This is a genomic window from Klebsiella sp. PK01, from assembly GCF_057624675.1.
In genome coordinates this window covers 388,525-404,775 of sequence record NZ_JBYEZM010000001.1, presented here as the reverse complement: position 1 = coordinate 404,775, position 16,251 = coordinate 388,525, and the positions used below count along the sequence as shown (strand labels likewise).

16 protein-coding genes and 1 riboswitch are annotated in these 16,251 nt (G+C 55.4%); of the genes, 8 read left to right on the top strand and 8 right to left on the bottom strand.

Features of this window, described 5'->3' with window-relative positions; all coding sequences use genetic code 11:
- Nucleotides 1–83: 83 nt before the first annotated feature.
- On the bottom strand, nt 84–401 hold the full coding sequence (locus AC22LX_RS01900; RefSeq protein ID WP_045394282.1) for a DUF2502 domain-containing protein: 318 nt from the start codon (nt 399–401) through the stop codon (nt 84–86).
- A gap of 281 nt (nt 402–682) precedes the next feature.
- Here AC22LX_RS01900 and AC22LX_RS01895 point away from each other — a divergent pair, with 281 nt between their 5' ends.
- Nucleotides 683–1,966, top strand: coding sequence for a glycoside hydrolase family 10-like protein (locus tag AC22LX_RS01895; RefSeq protein ID WP_045394647.1), 1,284 nt, complete (start codon nt 683–685; stop codon nt 1,964–1,966).
- Nucleotides 1,967–2,039: 73 nt separating this feature from the next.
- On the opposite strand, the gene AC22LX_RS01890 is transcribed toward AC22LX_RS01895, so the two are convergent.
- Entirely contained in the window at nt 2,040–3,017 is a 978-nt protein-coding gene (locus tag AC22LX_RS01890; RefSeq protein ID WP_045394279.1) for an NAD(P)H-dependent flavin oxidoreductase, read from the bottom strand.
- A 162-nt stretch (nt 3,018–3,179) separates the two neighbouring features.
- Here AC22LX_RS01890 and AC22LX_RS01885 point away from each other — a divergent pair, with 162 nt between their 5' ends.
- Entirely contained in the window at nt 3,180–4,064 is an 885-nt protein-coding gene (locus AC22LX_RS01885) for a LysR family transcriptional regulator (protein WP_047067587.1), read from the top strand.
- Between the two features lie 47 nt (nt 4,065–4,111).
- Here AC22LX_RS01885 and AC22LX_RS01880 read toward each other — a convergent pair whose 3' ends face one another.
- From AC22LX_RS01880 to AC22LX_RS01855, 6 genes are all read right to left on the bottom strand, one after another.
- Nucleotides 4,112–4,660 carry an RNA polymerase sigma factor gene (locus AC22LX_RS01880; protein WP_487333781.1) on the bottom strand — a complete coding sequence of 183 codons (549 nt, stop codon included), beginning with the start codon at nt 4,658–4,660 and terminating at the stop codon, nt 4,112–4,114.
- Between the two features lie 17 nt (nt 4,661–4,677).
- Nucleotides 4,678–5,100 carry a hypothetical protein gene (locus tag AC22LX_RS01875; protein WP_487333706.1) on the bottom strand — a complete coding sequence of 141 codons (423 nt, stop codon included), beginning with the start codon at nt 5,098–5,100 and terminating at the stop codon, nt 4,678–4,680.
- A 108-nt stretch (nt 5,101–5,208) separates the two neighbouring features.
- Nucleotides 5,209–6,162 (bottom strand): hypothetical protein, encoded by a 954-nt coding sequence (locus AC22LX_RS01870; RefSeq protein WP_045394271.1) that lies wholly within the window; start codon nt 6,160–6,162, stop codon nt 5,209–5,211.
- 65 nt (nt 6,163–6,227) lie between these two features.
- The gene (locus AC22LX_RS01865) at nt 6,228–7,370 is read right to left on the bottom strand and encodes a DUF4056 domain-containing protein (protein ID WP_487333705.1); all 1,143 of its coding nucleotides are present in this window, start codon (nt 7,368–7,370) and stop codon (nt 6,228–6,230) included.
- A 30-nt stretch (nt 7,371–7,400) separates the two neighbouring features.
- Nucleotides 7,401–8,354, bottom strand: a complete 954-nt coding sequence (locus tag AC22LX_RS01860) for a hypothetical protein (RefSeq protein ID WP_487333704.1) — start codon at nt 8,352–8,354, stop codon at nt 7,401–7,403.
- 15 nt (nt 8,355–8,369) lie between these two features.
- Nucleotides 8,370–9,494 (bottom strand): BamA/TamA family outer membrane protein, encoded by a 1,125-nt coding sequence (locus AC22LX_RS01855; protein ID WP_487333703.1) that lies wholly within the window; start codon nt 9,492–9,494, stop codon nt 8,370–8,372.
- Between the two features lie 257 nt (nt 9,495–9,751).
- A riboswitch (TPP riboswitch) is annotated at nt 9,752–9,855 on the top strand.
- 67 nt (nt 9,856–9,922) lie between these two features.
- Here AC22LX_RS01855 and tenA point away from each other — a divergent pair.
- From tenA to AC22LX_RS01825, 6 genes are all read left to right on the top strand, one after another.
- Complete coding sequence (tenA, locus tag AC22LX_RS01850; protein WP_487333702.1) at nt 9,923–10,618, top strand: thiaminase II; 696 nt, start codon at nt 9,923–9,925, stop codon at nt 10,616–10,618.
- Nucleotides 10,615–11,340, top strand: a complete 726-nt coding sequence (locus AC22LX_RS01845) for an ABC transporter ATP-binding protein (protein ID WP_049060378.1) — start codon at nt 10,615–10,617, stop codon at nt 11,338–11,340. Before tenA ends, AC22LX_RS01845 begins: the two co-directional genes overlap by 4 nt.
- A complete protein-coding gene (locus tag AC22LX_RS01840; protein ID WP_045394255.1) occupies nt 11,337–12,077 on the top strand; it encodes an ABC transporter permease in 741 nt (246 codons plus the stop codon). Before AC22LX_RS01845 ends, AC22LX_RS01840 begins: the two co-directional genes overlap by 4 nt.
- Nucleotides 12,078–12,104: 27 nt before the next feature.
- On the top strand, nt 12,105–13,034 hold the full coding sequence (locus AC22LX_RS01835; protein ID WP_045394252.1) for an ABC transporter substrate-binding protein: 930 nt from the start codon (nt 12,105–12,107) through the stop codon (nt 13,032–13,034).
- A 307-nt stretch (nt 13,035–13,341) separates the two neighbouring features.
- Complete coding sequence (locus AC22LX_RS01830) at nt 13,342–14,727, top strand: diaminobutyrate--2-oxoglutarate transaminase (protein WP_015366536.1); 1,386 nt, start codon at nt 13,342–13,344, stop codon at nt 14,725–14,727.
- A gap of 9 nt (nt 14,728–14,736) precedes the next feature.
- The gene (locus AC22LX_RS01825; RefSeq protein WP_487333701.1) at nt 14,737–16,218 is read left to right on the top strand and encodes a pyridoxal phosphate-dependent decarboxylase family protein; all 1,482 of its coding nucleotides are present in this window, start codon (nt 14,737–14,739) and stop codon (nt 16,216–16,218) included.
- Nucleotides 16,219–16,251: the final 33 nt, after the last annotated feature.

Below are 16,251 nucleotides of genomic sequence, written 5' to 3'. Positions count from 1 at the left end.
GCGATGAAGACATTATCAGACAATATTGCAGACACAAGGCAGAAGGTAATAGCAGATTGGAGCCATAATGGCTCCAATCTTATTTAGTGATGATGGTGGTTGTGGTGCTTGTTGTACTCTTTTTCGCGCTTCTTATAATCCTTGCGACCATCACGATAACCTTTCTCATAGGCTTTACGCTGCTTTTTCTCCAGCTTTCGCCAGTGCTTATCACGATATTCATAGTGACGATGCCAGTAGTCTTTGTCACGCCAGCGCCCACCATCCCAGTAATGACCATAGGAATCACGGTCGCCAATCTGCAGTTTTATGGCCGGTAAAAGCGTAATCTCCTCGGCCTGGGTGACGATCGGTGCGGATGATGCCAGCAAGACGGCGGCCAGCAATAATATTTTTCGCATCGGATTCTCCTTAGCTGTGCGTTTAGTAATATGTTGTAACACAACCGACCAGCTAATTATCCAGGTTAATTCTGCTTTTTTGTCAGGAAATCACTGGGAGGATACTGTTATGTATGGATGTTAGAGGCGATCCTAATTGGCAACATGGCAGTAATTTTTCTCCGTCCAATTACACACCTTGCCCTCACCTGCGAATCATAAGACAATGTGATTTTTCAAGCGTCTACATGCCTACGGGAGTAATGATTATCGCTTCTCGTCGCCTCCTCTCCGTCACCAGCATGACCCGGCTCGGCGCGGTTGCCGCCGCCGTATTGCTGCTCGTGACTTGCACCAGTAAAGCGCCAAAATCGCTGGTGACCGCCAGCAAACCGCCCGTTGCGCAAAAATCGGCAAAAAATCAGCAGCCGGTGCGCGGCGTCTGGCTCACCACGGTTTCCCGTCTCGACTGGCCGCCGGTGGGTTCAATTATCGCCAGTAGCCCGGAAAGCCGTATCAGCCAGCAAAAGCTGGCCCTGATCGCCAAACTCGACAATCTACAACGCCTGGGCATCAATACCGTCTTCTTCCAGGTTAAACCGGATGGCACCGCGCTGTGGGAGTCCCACATCTTGCCGTGGTCAGACATGTTGACCGGCAAAATTGGCGAAAATCCCGGTTACGATCCGCTGCAGTTTATGCTCGATGAGGCGCATAAACGCGGGATGAAAGTTCACGCGTGGTTCAACCCGTATCGGGTTTCGGTCAATACTAAACCCGCCACCATCGCCGAACTTAACCACACCCTGACTCAGGTCCCCGCCAGCGTATTTGTCCTGCACCGCAACTGGATACGTACCGCCAGCGATCGCTTTGTGCTCGACCCAGGAATCCCGGAAGTCCGTGACTGGATCACCAGTATCGTGGCGGAAGTGGTGCAAAACTATCCTATCGATGGCGTGCAGTTTGATGACTATTTCTATACTGAAACGCCGGGATCGATGCTGAACGATAATCAAACCTATCAGCGATATGGTCAGGGTTATGCCTCGAAAGCCGACTGGCGGCGTCATAACACCCAACAGTTGATAGCGCAGGTCTCACAGACCATCAAGAAACTGAATCCGCAGGTTGAGTTTGGCGTCAGCCCGGCGGGGGTATGGCGCAACCGTTCCCACGATCCGGCCGGTTCTGACACCCGCGGCGCTGCGGCCTATGATGAGTCCTATGCCGATACCCGCAGTTGGGTTCAACAAGGGCTGTTGGATTATATCGCGCCGCAGCTGTACTGGCCGTTCGCCCGCGATGCCGCGCGCTATGATGTGCTGGCTAAGTGGTGGGCCGATGTCGTGAAACCCACTCACACCCGGCTCTATATCGGCGTGGCGCTGTATAAAGTCGGTGAACCGTCAAAAAATGAACCAGACTGGATGGTCGGCGGCGGCGTGCCGGAGCTGAAAAAGCAGATCGACCTCAATGAAACCACGCCAGGTATTCAGGGGACGATTCTGTTTCGCGAGAACAACCTTAACCAGCCGCAAACCCAGCAGGCGGTTCAGTATCTGCAGCAGCGCTGGGGGAGCTAATTTGTGCTAATCACCCTCCCCGTTGTGCGAACGGGGAGTTTCTGTTTTCCGCCTGAGAGCGCAGCGGTAGAGATTAAACCGTCAGTTCATCCACTACTTCCGCGACGCTCTTGACCTGCTGAATACTGCCGATGCCGGTTCCCAGTGAAATGTAACCTTCGTCAGTATTGCCCTCCAGCATGCCAATCCGTAGGCCGCGCAACCCGCCCATTTCCGCGGCTATGGTTTCATTACTGGCGCCGGATTTATCTAACGCCACCAGTCTGGCGGCTAATTGACCCGGCAGCGAACGATAGTAATCCGGCAATGTGCGAAATAGCTGCAAATCCAGGCCGTTAGCTTGCACGATCATCTCTTTCACCGATTGCGGCACGCGGCTCTCGGTGGTGCTGATAAACACGGAGCCGGCAAATACCCCCTGCGCGCCCAGCGCGTGGGCGGCCCTGGCGGTGCGCCGGTCGGTAATCCCCCCAGCCGCCAGCACCGGCACGCGCTTCACCGCATCGACAATCAATGGCACGATGGAAAACGTTCCCAATGCCGTCCCCGGAAGCGTTCCACCTTCGTCGAAGCCGGTGGCGACAATAACATCAGCGCCCATCTCCTCGGCCTCGCGGCTGTTTTCCGGCGTCGGGTTAATATCACGATAGATAATGTTGATCCCGGCCTGCTTAAGAGAAGCAAACAGCGAGGGAATGATAGCCCCTTGACCATAGCCGGTATAAACCACCGCTTTAACCCCCTCTTCTTTTACTACTTCTACAATCGGCGGCGTCCAGATATCGTTTTCAACCGTCGGAATGAGATTGACGGCAAAAGGTTTCTCGGTGAGTAATTTCGTTTTACGGATCTCTTCACGCATCTTTTCTGCCGTTTCCTGCGGCGTCGAGACGGCGGTTTGCGCGGTTAAACCTGCGTTCGGCCCTAATACGCCAAGCCCTCCTGCATTACTGACGGCGGCGACCAATCGGGCGTCGGTCAGCCAGGATAACGGCCCCTGAATGACAGGTTTTTCAATACCGAGAATATGGCTAACAGAACGGTTTTGCATGATGCGACTTCCTTAGTGTGTTTTCTGGCGCTTAACGCTGGGATGACGACACTGTAGGCCGCTTTATTGTTGGGAAAAATAGTATAAGTTATCCTTCACTGTTATTAAATAAGTAATAATCAAAATGAAATACCATGTTGTCATCGGAGCGCATCGGCACAAATGAACTTAAATCTTTTTGAATCTATTAAGATTTTTATCGAGATCATCGAGTCTGGCAGCTTTACGCGTGCCGCCGAGAATCTGCAGATCCACCGCCCGGCGGTCACGAAAGCGCTACAGCAGCTGGAGCAGCACTGCGGCGTTCGGCTTCTGCAGCGTACCACCCGACAGATCCACCTCACCCCTGATGGCGAGGCGTTTTATCGTCGTAGTAAACCTCTGCTGGCGCAGGCCGACGAGCTGATGGAATCTTTCGCCCCGCAGCGTCCGCTGCAGGGTCAACTGCGCGTCGATATGCCTATCGCCCTGGCGAAGTTAGTGGTCGTACCGAATCTCCCCGCCTTTTATCATCAGCATCCGGAGCTTGAAATTGTGCTGAGCAGCTCCGACCGACGGCGGGATATGCTTCGTGAGGGCCTCGATTGCGTTCTGCGCATCGGCGAACTTGAAGACGGTGACTATATCGCACGTCATCTCGGTACCGTCGGTATGAAAACCTGCGCCAGCCCGGCCTACCTGGCGAAACACGGCGTTCCCACAACCCTTGACGACCTGCAGCATCATCAGGCGATCAACTGGCTGAATAACAGTAATCATCAGACCATGCGCTGGGTGTTTCAGACTGACGCCGGACCGCAGACTCTTGCGCTGGCCGGCAAACTGGTGGTGGATAATTCAGAGACGTACATTGCCGCCGGTTTGGCTGGGCTCGGCATTATGCAGGGTCTGGATCTTTTCCTGCAACCCTGGTTGAAGAGCGGTGAGTTGGTTGAGGTCCTGCCGAATAATCCGGTTCCCTCCAGAAAATTATCGCTTATCTATCCCCATCGTCATGTATCACGCAAGGTGCGCGTCTTCGCCGAGTGGCTGGCGACGCTGTTATAGAAATAAGGATACAATAAAGCCCGGCGCGATATGCCGCCGGGCATGAGTTAAGGCGAGGTAAGTTCATCGTAGAGCGTTCGCAATCGGCTGCGAAGAAAGAGTACCGCTTTGTGTTTACGCGACAGCCACGCCTGCTCGCTGGCGCCGCTCTCTCCCGCCAACTCCCTGTAGCTATAGCCCTGCAGTTCGGTTTTCTCGAAGGCTTCTCGCTGCAGCGGCGGCAACTCCGCCAGCGCTTCAGTTAATGCCTCCCACAGCAGTTCTTTAAGGTATGCTTCCTCCGGCGTCTGCGCGATGCCAAACAGCGTTTCCGCCAGCTCATCCTCGGCAGAGCCGCCATCGCCATCCTCATCGCTGTCGAATGTTAATGGCAACTCGCGCTTCTTGCGCGACCGATCGGTCATTTCATTACGCGCCGCCCGGAATAACCATGCCGCCACGTTCTCCACCGGTTGCTCGACTTTCATCAGTTGCAGGGTAACTTCCTGCAGGATGTCATCGGCATCGTCACGTACGGCGGTTCTACCGCGAATAAACGCCCTTAAACGCGCACGACAGGCGGCAAGCGCAGACAGCAGCCGTGATTCCCCCGCCATCGTGTTGTTTACCTCGTTCACTCGGCATCCGGCGTCTTCGCCGAGGTGTTATCGTCAGTCGGTTGCCCGCCGCGACGTTCATGCCAGGCGCAGCGGCCGTGATGTCCGTGGCGACCAAAACGTTGAGCAAACTCCTCTCGCTGCTCCGGGGTCATGGTCATCCAGCGTTCATGCATGCGTCGACGCACCTGCGCCATACCAAACATACCGCGATGAAAACCTAAACCGCCAAACAAGATACGGCACAGCGCCAGCAACCCCAAAGCCTGCCAGAAACCGATGCTTTTCACCCCGAAGATAGCCGGCAGCAAGGCGTTCCATAGCGACATCACGACCAGACTCAGTACCACAACAATCAGCGCGCCGATGATCAGCGGCCGCGCCATTCTGTGACGTCCAAAACCCTGGTGATGATGCCCGTGTCGTTCAAAATCTCTCATCGTCAATTACCTCATTAAAATGTATGTATCGAGGTAGACGAATCAGCGAAGAAAATATTGCCAACAAAAATGAAAAAATAACGCAATCACGAAAACGGGCAATAGCACTCAGAAACTCATTGCTAAACCGAGGCCGTACCCTTCGGTGTTATTACCGAACATGTAGCGGGCCACCAGTCGGGTGCGGGTGATAAATACCGGGTACTGGCTACTATCGAGCTCCAGGCCAATACCAAGCGAACTCAGGCTATCAAAACCGAGTTCACCGCGCTGGTCGCCGAGATACATGGTATGGGCGCCTTCCAGCACATAGCGCACCGGGCTTTTCAGCAGCGTCCAGTCGGCAATCGGCGCGCGTCGGCGAAGGTAGATACCCAGGTTTTCGGCACTGGCCTGCCCCTGTACCGCTTCAGATGTGCTACCGAAGGTTTGCAAATTCATCGCGGAATAGCGCGCCTCTATATCAATATCCTGCGTTTTGGAAAACAGTTCATAATCGAGCATTAGCGACCCGCCCAACCCATAGGCGTTCAGTCGTCCACCATCGAGGAAGCGAATATCGGCATCGGTTTTACGTTCGAGTGCCCAGCGACCAAGACGCGCATCACTGGCCATGGTGCCCAGCATCATATTGAAGATAGGCCGTAGTACCAGTTTTCCACCCCAGCGGTCCTGATACAACGGAAAGTCCCAGCCGACGCCGCCGGTGGCGGTCAGACTGTTCCATTTGGTCGGGATGGTACGACTTTGGTCGCCATCGCTGATTACAAATTGTGGGTCGTAGCGGCTATAACCCATGGTGCCTTCCAGATAGAGAGGAAAGCTGTCGCTCAGCGTTGCGCCGCCGCCGAATTGGGTGATGGTGAGTTCGTTTTTCTCATTGGCGCCGGAACCAATATTCAGGTCGCTGGCGGTTACATCAGGCACCACGGTATAACTCATTAAGGTGAGCACCGCGTCCGCACGCTGCTTTAGCCGACTGCCGTCGAGGGCATAGCCTGCCTGGCTGACGAATAGCACCGCCAGCAGTAGCCAGGACGCGCGCGGAACGACAAATACCATGGTCTGATGCTACCTCAACGGGGGATTCGTTTGATTGAGTATAGCCAGCAGCGACCAATCGTTAGTTATTTTTCAATACGCTGCAGTTGAATGGCATCTGCCTGCTGCGCTTTATCAGCAAGCTGCTGGAACTGCTGCGGAGAATAAAAATTTTGCGGCGCTGGTAGCGACTGCATATCCTGCCCTGGATGGATTTGCAGTTGACCCAGTTCAGCGAGCGTAAACCCGGCAACTTCCTTTGGCATCGTCAGACGATACGGCGGCGTGCGTTCAAAAGGAACCGGCGTTGGCAGGCGATTTTCGCTGAGATCGTAATTCCGCTTCAGTACCAAAAATTTGTCCGGTACCCTGCGCTTACTGTTCCACCAGTCGCCGTCAATCTCGCGAAACATCCGTTCCGTCTCACTTTGCGGCGCGACCAGCAGTTTGACCAACGCCTGTTTTAACGCCGCTTCCATCGCCCGGTTGTAGGCATCGACCGAACCGGCTTGCCCTTGCAATATGACGTTGATCGCCAGACGTGCACCCAGCAGATTGGAGTAGAGATCCTCCGGCGAAAAGGCGGAAATCTCTTCCGAAAAGCCCGGAACCGATTGGAAGCCATACCATTGGGCGATCTCATGCCATTGCGCAATTTCAAAGGCCAGATGGCCGGCAAGCCACGCGGCAATCGTATATCGCTGCGGCAATGAAGCCGGCGGCGTAAAGGCATTTAACTGGACGCGGCGGACGCCCAGCTCCTCGCTATAAAAGATACGTCCTGGCTGGCCGAGCGTGGGATAAATTCGGCTGAATAAATAGAAGGTGTAATCAGCGGTATCGCGCACATGGGCAATATCAATAAAGCCGCCGCGGCGGGTATAAATAAGGCCATTGTGCTCATCGCTTAAGCCAATCAGATTTTTAACCGCGCCGAGCGCGCTATCGTTGTAATGATGCTCACCTAAGGTATCGAGCGTCAGCACATTGCCAATCTGATAAACCGGGATCGGCACGCCAATGGCGCGCACCCGCAGATCGAACCCGAAGGCGCAGCATGGGCGCAGCGATTCCGGCGGTGACAATTCACCCACTACCGGGCTGACATGATTAACGGGAATCGTCGGTAATACCGGGTCCTGGGCAAATACCGAAAAAGCGGCTGCCCATAACCACCACAAACTCTTACGTATCAAAAGCGTTCTCCACCACACAAAAACAGCGCGCATCATACTCGCCGATGACTACGCGCCGTTAAGTCAAAAACGGTATTCGCCAGCGACAAAGAAACTATTGCGCTCGTTAAAGCCAAATTCGGTTAGCACATTGAAGTTACGCGTGATTTCGTACTGGGCGCCGATCAGCATATTCCACGGTGAAGTGAGTTTCTGTTTGACATCAAACTTACCGTCGCCGTCTTTATTGACCGCGGCAATCAATGGCTGCAGCTGTGGCGGCATATGCAAATCGGCCAGGTTGCCTTTAAATTCCTGTTGCACATCCTGATACATACTGCCGACCCACACGCTGAGATGCGAAGGGCCGGAAATCCCCTGCAGGTTAAAGCGATAGCCAACGCGAGGTGACACTGTCACGGCAGAGATACTGCCGTCGAGAATATCGAAATCGGTGCGGGTGTAGTTTGTATCGACGAGGGCAAACCAGTTCTCATAGCCGCCAGCCAGCGTGAACCCGCCCCCCCAGGTAGTACCTTTGAAATCAAGGACAAAATCGATGTTTTGCAATTCGCCGCTTTGGTTGAGGTTATGCACCGCGCCGGCGATGATGCGATCCAGACCGCGGTATTGCGTTGGGTCGGCATCGACCGACACATTCGACACCGACGAACCGCGGGTGTGGCCCAAAATTCCGTAGACATTAAGGAATGGAAATACCCACATATCGAGACGCAGGTTCTCAGTTTTGCTCTTCTCCCGCGTGTGTCCGGCGTCAATGGCGAACATATCGCTGGGGATTGGATGGTTACCCAGTTTCAGTCCGGAAAAGGTGATGCTGTCGACCATAATATCCTGGCGCATATTCATATAGCTGAGATTGACGCCAAACGGCATCGGAATGGAATAACCGCGGGCGCGGGCTTCGTCGCCCCAGATGGGAAAGTAGCTATCACTGTCGTCACTTTCCGCCGCACAGGCATTCCACACGGCGCCAGAGGTTAATAGCAGCGTAATGACGGTTGTTTTCCATCTCATTTTTTATATGTACCTTTACAGTCCGGAACCCACATTAAAATAGACCGCCTGTTCGTGTTCGCTGAAGGCGACATCGACGCCGGTAAATAACCCATACTGACGGGCGACCAGATAACGAAAACCGGTGCCCCACGCCACTTCGTTTTGCTGCCACAACGCCCCGGCTTCGTCAGCGGCGCTACCGACGCCGACAAAACCCTGCAGGATCCAGCGCGGCGCAAATTGCCAGGCCAGTTGTGTCTGGGCGACAGCGACATAATCGCCCTGATAGCGAAAACGCGAGATACCGCGCAGTTCGATGTAAGGCCGCGCCATTGGCGTTAGATGCTTGTCATGATGAGTCAGCGACTGATAATTTGCCGCCAGCGCCAGGCTTAAGGTCGGCGCCAGCGGTAGAAAGTATTTACCATCCAGCGACAACTGATTGTAATGATAGTCGCCGCCGAGCAGAGCGCGGTAAAAACGGTACTCGCCTTGCAGTGATAACCCTTTCTTAGGATAGAAAAAATTATCAGTGGTGTCATATTCCGCCACCACGCCCAACGCCGAAGAGGTGCTGTTTTCCCCCAGAACCCGCTGCCACACCTTGTTAATCAGCTGATTGTCCGCAGTCACATCGGTGTGCGCATAGAATTGCGAGGCGCCAAGAAAAACCGGCGAGTCCCCCACGCGAAATAACAGCTTTTGTAGACCGCCATAGCCTTTGGTGTGGGTTTGCACCGCCACATTTTTGTTAAAACCGGCAATATCGCCCGAATAGATATCGAGATTGACATTGGCGTAGCCCGCGCCAACCAGGTAACGAATCCGGTCGTGATTCCACGTATGGCGATGCGCGGCGCCGATGAACCAGGTGCCATTTTGCGTCCCGCCGCCGCCGACCCCCGTTAGCGCTGGTGGAATAAAACGATCGCCCTCGCGGGAGCCTTTACCATGCAGAAATAAACCAAACAGACCGCCGCCGTAGCCGATAGCCGGCTCGGTGATCATTACCGGCACCGGCAAAAAACCGTAGGGGTTATCCTGCAGATACTGGCTCATATCAAGCATGCCATCTTCAGGATCGAACAATTGGGCGGCACGAGACGCGTCAGGCGCGAGGGCAAGCATCAGTAAAAGAGTAAGGCCTGCCAGCTTCATGCGGTCTCCAGCACTGACGCATTCATAAGGGGATATTAAGGGAATGTGCTAAAAATATATCGTAAGCCCTTGTTCTTCGCCAACTTACTCTCGCCTTACTTTGCTTATTTTTGGATAAAAAAGCGTGGTTAATCACACAAATTGATAAATATTATTTATCGATCTGGCGCATAACCACTCAAATGTGACAGTGTCACTACTATCGACGCTTTTTACCTTGTCACCGTTGTAATCAAAAAGTGAATGACGTATAACATGTCGCAACCGAGGGGTGTCCCGTGAGGGCTGAGATGGCGTAAAAACCGAACCCTTTGAACCTGATCTGGGTCATGCCAGCGAAGGGACGGGTCGGCATGTTCGCCAGTTTTCAGTTTTTACCTGTTCACACTTCTGCACGCCCGGATCTCCCCTTATTTTCAGGAGGTCCCATGATGATTCCCGCTTTTACCCAAGGTCTTTACGGTCGACTGCGTGAGCAGGCCGGTGGCGAGTGGCAACGCTATGTATCGCACCCTTTCCTCCAGCAATTAGCCGCGGGTACGCTGCCGCAGGCAGCCTTTCGTCATTATCTAACCCAGGATTATCTGTTCCTGATCCACTTCGCTCGCAGCTACGCCCTGCTGGTCAGCAAACTTCGCACGTTGCCGGAGATGCGCGCCGCCGCCGCCTCGATGAATGCCATCCTTGCTGAGCTACCGCTACATGTGGGCTATTGCGAGCAATGGGGGCTGAATGAAGACGCTATGGCCCTGCAAAGCGAAGCGATGGAAACCGTCAACTACACGCGCTACGTACTGGATATCGGCCACGCCGGCGACGCGTTGGATCTGCTGGCGGCGCTGCTGCCCTGCGTTGCGGGTTACGCGGAAATCGGGCTCGGTCTGCTGCACAACCCACAAACCAACTTGCACGATAATCCCTATGCTTCATGGATCCGCAACTACGGCGACGAGAGCTATCTTCAGGGCGTCAACGCGGCGATCGGCCTTCTGGAAACCCTCTGGCAACAGCGCGGCGCGGAATCACGGTTCGCCGAACTGAGCGACATATTTACTACCGCTACCCGGCTGGAAGGCAATTTCTGGCAGATGGGTCTGAATGCCGCCGGGCAGGTCCAGGCGTGATGGCGCCAGGCATTCACGTTCGCGATTTATGCCTGCGCTTTGGCACACGGACTATCTTTCGCGATCTCGCCTTTGATATTGCCGCCGGGCAATGGGTGTCGCTCCTTGGCGCCAGCGGCGCGGGCAAAACCAGCCTGTTGCGTATTATCGCCGGGCTGGCGGCGCCAACCCGCGGAACCGTCGTCGCCAGCGATGGCCTTCCCGTCACTACGCGACTGGCGTGGATGGGTCAAAAAGATCTGCTCTATCCGTGGCTTAATGTGCGGGAAAATGTCGCCCTCGGCGCCAGGCTGCGCGGTGAGAAGGTCGACAACGCCCGCGTCAACGAGCTTCTTGAGCAGGTAGGACTGGCCTCCTGCGCTGATGAACGCCCTGCCGCGCTGTCCGGCGGGATGCGCCAGCGCGCGGCGTTGGCGCGCACCCTCTATGAAGATCGGCCCATTGTGCTGATGGATGAACCGTTTTCCGCTCTCGATACCCTCACCCGCACACGCATTCAGAGCCTGGCCGCGCGCTTACTGACCGGACGAACCGTAGTGCTTATTACCCACGACCCGATGGAAGCCTGCCGCCTCAGCCATCGGCTGCTGGTGCTCTCGCCTGATGGTGAAATTGATGATAGCCATCATTTAAGTGGCGTTCCGCCCCGCGATCCGGATGATGGCGCGCTGTTGGCAAGTCAGGCGCAGCTGCTGCAGCAATTGATGAGGGCGAACGGATGAGGGGCAAGTTACTGCGCGGGTGCAGCGTATTTTGTGGCCTACTGTTGCTCTGGCAGTTGGCGAGCTACAGCGGCATTCCCGCCTTTTTGTTGCCTTCTCCGGCGGCGGTCGCTGAAGCGCTGTGGAATAACCGTAGTTATCTGGCCAGCCACACCCTGGTCACCCTGAGCGAAATTCTCAGCGGAATGGCGCTCGGCGTCGCGCTCGGTATGGTGCTGGCGCTTTGTATGACCATGTCGCCGCGATTACAGCGGTGGGTAATGCCGCTGGTACTGACCAGCCAGGCCATTCCGGTCTTCGCCCTCGCGCCGCTACTGGTGCTGTGGTTTGGTTTTGGTATGAGCGCCAAGGTCATGATGGCGGTGCTGGTTATTTTCTTCCCCGTTACCTCGGCTTTCTTTGATGGTCTGCAACGGGTCAATCGCGACTATCTCGATCTGGCCCGCACCATGGGCGCCTCCTTTGGCGCTCAATTGCGCCATGTCCGACTCATGGCGGCGCTACCCGCGCTAGGTTCCGGCCTGCGGATGGCCGCCGCCGTCGCCCCCATCGGCGCGATTATCGGCGAATGGGTCGGCTCCGCCGAGGGGCTTGGCTACGTAATGCTGAATGCCAATGCCCGCCTGCAAACCGATATCTGCTTCGCCGCCTTGTTCATTTTAGTGCTGCTGACCATCGCGCTGTGGTTGGCGGTCGACGCCTTTTTGCACCGGCTGATCGACTGGTCGCCGGAATAACTTATCAACAGATAATAAGGAAGAGATATGCGTATACCTCTGTTGGCCGGCCTCACTCTGCTGGTTTCCGGTCAGGCATCGGCAAATGAAAAGCTGACCCTGGTACTGGACTGGTACATCAACCCGGATCATGCGCCCATTATGGTGGCGGAACAGATTGGCGCCTTTCGGGATGCCGGGCTGGATGTCAACATCATCCCCCCTTCCGACCCGGCGCTCCCTCCGCGCCTGGTTGCCGCTCGCCAGGCTGATTTAGCGATAACCTATCAACCGCAGGTTCACTTCTTCGCCGATGAAGGACTGCCGCTGGTCCGCGTCGGGACGCTGATCCACTCGCCGCTGAATACCGTGATTGCGCTGGATCCGCGCATCAAATCTCCGGCCGATCTACAAGGGAAAAAAGTGGGATACTCGGTGAGCGGTATTGAACAAGCGACGCTGGCCACCATGGCGCAGCATGCTCACATCGACCCTGACAGCATCAAATTGATCAACGTTAATTTCCAGCTCACCAGCGCTCTGCTGGCCGGCCAGGTTGATGCCGTTATCGGCGGTTATCGCAATATCGAAGCGCTGGAACTCAAACTGCAGGGCAAAAAACCGGTGGTCATGAACGTGGAAGACTATGGCGTGCCCGCTTACGACGAACTGGTGATCGTCGCAAACAAGGCCGAGGTCAACGCCCCTAAAATCAAAAAGTTTCTCGACGCATTACAGCAGGGCGTGAGCTATTTGCGCGCCCATCCGCAGCAAACCTGGCAGCGGTTTGCCAAAGAGCATCCGGAACTCAATACCGAACTGAACCAGCAGGCGTGGTTGCAGAGCGTACCGCTGTTCGCCACCGATCCGGCAGCGTTAGATAAGCCGCGTTATGACGCGTATGAACAATTTTTATATAACAACAAGTTGGTGAAAAAAGTAACACCTTTAGCAAATTATGCGGTTGAACTGCGTTAAGTAACCATAAAACTGACGGAAGTATTTCCGTCAGTCATTCAGCGAAGCGGTAATAAAAATATATAGACTTTCTCACTAATAATTACACTTTCCATGGTTTTAAAAACAATCGAAATTTATCTTTTAAATCAGCTAATTATATTGACACCCCTGTATGTAATAATGACGTCAAAATAGCGCCATAAATTAAAGATTGAATGCGGATTTAAAAAGCCATATATTGTGCGCGCTTTATGAATGCCGATTCAATTTTCTAAACCTTTTTATTCAACCAGAGTTCAAACGTAACGCTGGTTGTGGGAGTGATATGATGACGGATAAAGTCCGTATTGATACTTTAAGTGCAGATTTATTGGACGCGAACAACGAAACCTTTTTGGCTCGTCAGGCTGAATTCGAATCGAATGTCAGGAGTTACCCTCGCAAGTTGCCGCTCGCCATCACCAAAGCCGAAGGCGTTTGGCTGACCGATGCGGATAACAAACAGTACCTGGACTGCCTCGCCGGCGCCGGGACCCTCGCTCTGGGCCATAACCATCCTGAAGTACTGCAGAGCATCCAAAGTGTCATTACCAGCGGCTTGCCGTTACATACCCTCGATCTGACAACACCGTTAAAAGATCGCTTCTCTGAATACCTGCTCTCCTGCCTGCCGGGCGAAGGGAAAGAGTATTGCCTGCAGTTCACCGGTCCTTCCGGCGCTGACGCCGTTGAAGCCGCGCTGAAGCTGGCGAAAAAATACACCGGCCGTACGGCGGTGATCAGCTTCTCCGGCGGTTATCACGGGATGACCCACGGCGCGCTGTCCGTGACCGGCAATCTGTCGCCAAAAGCGGCAGTCAACGGCATGATGCCGGAAGTCCAGTTTATGCCTTATCCGCACCTGTATCGTTGCCCTCTTGGTATCGGCGGCGAAGCGGGCGTGAAAGCGCTGACCTACTACTTCGAAAACCTGATCAACGACGTGGAAAGCGGCGTTCGCAAACCTGCGGCAGTTATCCTTGAAGCCGTTCAGGGTGAAGGCGGCGTGAACCCGGCGCCGGTTGAGTGGCTGCAGCGCATCCGCAAAGTCACCAAAGAGCACGGCATTCTGCTGATCATCGATGAAGTTCAGGCAGGCTTCGCCCGTACCGGTAAATTCTTCGCCTTCGAACACGCCGGCATTGAGCCGGACATCATCGTGATGTCTAAAGCCGTCGGCGGTGGTCTGCCAATGGCGGTTCTGGGCATTAAGAAAGAGTTCGATGCCTGGGAACCTGGCCACCATACCGGCACCTTCCGCGGCAACCAGCTGGCGATGGCCACCGGCCTGACCACCCTGCGCCACCTGCGTGATAACAAGATTGCCGACAAAGTCGCCGCCCAGGGCGAGTGGCTGAAAGGCAAACTGGCGGAAATGCAGAAACGCTATCCGGTTATCGGTCACGTTCGCGGTCTCGGTCTGATGATCGGTATCGAAATCGTGAAGCCGAACGAGGCGCAGGATCATATGGGTTGCTACCCGGCTGACGGCGAACTCTCCGCGCTGCTGCAGAAGAAATGCTTCGAAGCGGGCCTGATCCTGGAACGCGGCGGCCGTCACGGTTGCGTACTGCGTCTGCTGCCATCTCTGCTGATTAGCGACGCGGAGCTGGAAGTATTCCTCGATAAGTTTGAACAGGCCCTGCTGGCCGCCGGCGTAAAACCGGTCTGAGTGGAGTAAGTGACCGCAATGTCCAAATTGAATCCGATTCTGGCTGGGTCCGCGGCAAGCATTGACGCTTACCAGCAGGTCATTTCCCAGACCAGCCAGGCGGTTGCGCAGTGGCTGCAACAACCTGAAATGTATCAGGGGAAAAGCGTTGATGAACTCCGTGAGCGCATCACCCTTGATTTTAACGAACAGGGTCTGGGCAACCAGGCGGCGATTGAACGTGCGATCGAGTACTTCCTGAAAGACAGCCTGTCGGTGCATCATCCGCAGTGCGTGGCGCACCTGCACTGCCCGAGCCTGGTTATCAGCCAGGCGGCGGAAGTGCTGATCAACGCCACCAACCAGAGCATGGACTCCTGGGATCAGAGTCCGTCGGCGACCATCATCGAGATGAAGCTGATCGAGTGGTTGCGCGCGCAGGTCGGTTATCCGGCTGGCGATGCCGGCGTCTTCACCAGCGGCGGCACCCAGAGCAATCTGATGGGCCTGATGCTGGCGCGCGACGCCTTCTTTGCCCGTCAGGGGCATTCCATCCAGCAGGATGGTATTCCGGGCGACATTCGGCAGTACAAAGTGCTGTGCTCGGAAAACGCCCACTTCTCGGTGCAGAAGAACATGGCGCTGATGGGGCTTGGCTATCGCTCGGTCACGCTGGTGAAAACCGATGAATTCGCCCGTATGGACGTCATCGACCTGAAGGCCAAGATTGCGCAAGCGCAGGCCAACGGCGAGCAGATCATGGCCATCGTCGCCACCGCCGGTACCACCGACGCGGGCGCGATTGACCCGCTGCGTGATATCGCCGCTATCGCGGCGGAGCACCAGATCTGGCTGCACGTTGATGCCGCGTGGGGCGGCGCGCTGCTGCTGTCCGAGCAGTATCGCGATTACCTCGACGGCCTGGAGTTAGTGGATTCAGTAACCCTGGACTTCCACAAGCAGTTCTTCCAGACCATCAGCTGCGGCGCCTTCCTGCTGAAAGAGGCGCGTCATTACGAGCTGATGCGCTATCAGGCGGCCTATCTGAACTCCGAGTTTGATGAAGAACATGGCGTTCCGAACCTGGTCTCCAAATCGCTGCAGACCACCCGCCGCTTCGACGCGCTGAAGCTGTGGATGGGGCTTGAGGCACTGGGCAAGAAACAGTACGCTTCAATCATCGATCATGGCGTGACGATGGCGAAAAACGTCGCGGAGTTCATTCAGACTCAGCCAACGCTGGAGCTGGTCATGCAGCCGCAGCTGGCAAGCGTGCTGTTCCGCTCACGTCCGGCGCAAATGGCTGGTAGCGATACCGCCGCGATCGCCCTGCTTAACCAGCGCGTGGGCGACGCCCTGCTGGAGTCCGGCCGCGCCAACGTCGGCGTGACCGAGCATAACGGCGTAACCTGCCTGAAGCTGACGCTGCTCAACCCGGTGGTAACGCTGGAAGATGTGAAGGTCCTGCTGAGCCTCGTTGAACGCACTGCCCAGGAACTGCTGGCGAAATAAGACGCTGCCGATTAGCGAGTTTCCTGCAAAGCC

Coding starts and splice junctions, on each gene's coding strand:
- AC22LX_RS01900 (WP_045394282.1), bottom strand. CDS start 401: ATGCGAAAAATATTATTGCTGGCCGCCGTCTTGCTGGCATCATCCGCA.
- AC22LX_RS01895 (WP_045394647.1), top strand. CDS start 683: ATGACCCGGCTCGGCGCGGTTGCCGCCGCCGTATTGCTGCTCGTGACT.
- AC22LX_RS01890 (WP_045394279.1), bottom strand. CDS start 3,017: ATGCAAAACCGTTCTGTTAGCCATATTCTCGGTATTGAAAAACCTGTC.
- AC22LX_RS01885 (WP_047067587.1), top strand. CDS start 3,180: ATGAACTTAAATCTTTTTGAATCTATTAAGATTTTTATCGAGATCATC.
- AC22LX_RS01880 (WP_487333781.1), bottom strand. CDS start 4,660: ATGGCGGGGGAATCACGGCTGCTGTCTGCGCTTGCCGCCTGTCGTGCG.
- AC22LX_RS01875 (WP_487333706.1), bottom strand. CDS start 5,100: ATGAGAGATTTTGAACGACACGGGCATCATCACCAGGGTTTTGGACGT.
- AC22LX_RS01870 (WP_045394271.1), bottom strand. CDS start 6,162: ATGGTATTTGTCGTTCCGCGCGCGTCCTGGCTACTGCTGGCGGTGCTA.
- AC22LX_RS01865 (WP_487333705.1), bottom strand. CDS start 7,370: ATGCGCGCTGTTTTTGTGTGGTGGAGAACGCTTTTGATACGTAAGAGT.
- AC22LX_RS01860 (WP_487333704.1), bottom strand. CDS start 8,354: ATGAGATGGAAAACAACCGTCATTACGCTGCTATTAACCTCTGGCGCC.
- AC22LX_RS01855 (WP_487333703.1), bottom strand. CDS start 9,494: ATGAAGCTGGCAGGCCTTACTCTTTTACTGATGCTTGCCCTCGCGCCT.
- tenA (WP_487333702.1), top strand. CDS start 9,923: ATGATGATTCCCGCTTTTACCCAAGGTCTTTACGGTCGACTGCGTGAG.
- AC22LX_RS01840 (WP_045394255.1), top strand. CDS start 11,337: ATGAGGGGCAAGTTACTGCGCGGGTGCAGCGTATTTTGTGGCCTACTG.
- AC22LX_RS01835 (WP_045394252.1), top strand. CDS start 12,105: ATGCGTATACCTCTGTTGGCCGGCCTCACTCTGCTGGTTTCCGGTCAG.
- AC22LX_RS01830 (WP_015366536.1), top strand. CDS start 13,342: ATGATGACGGATAAAGTCCGTATTGATACTTTAAGTGCAGATTTATTG.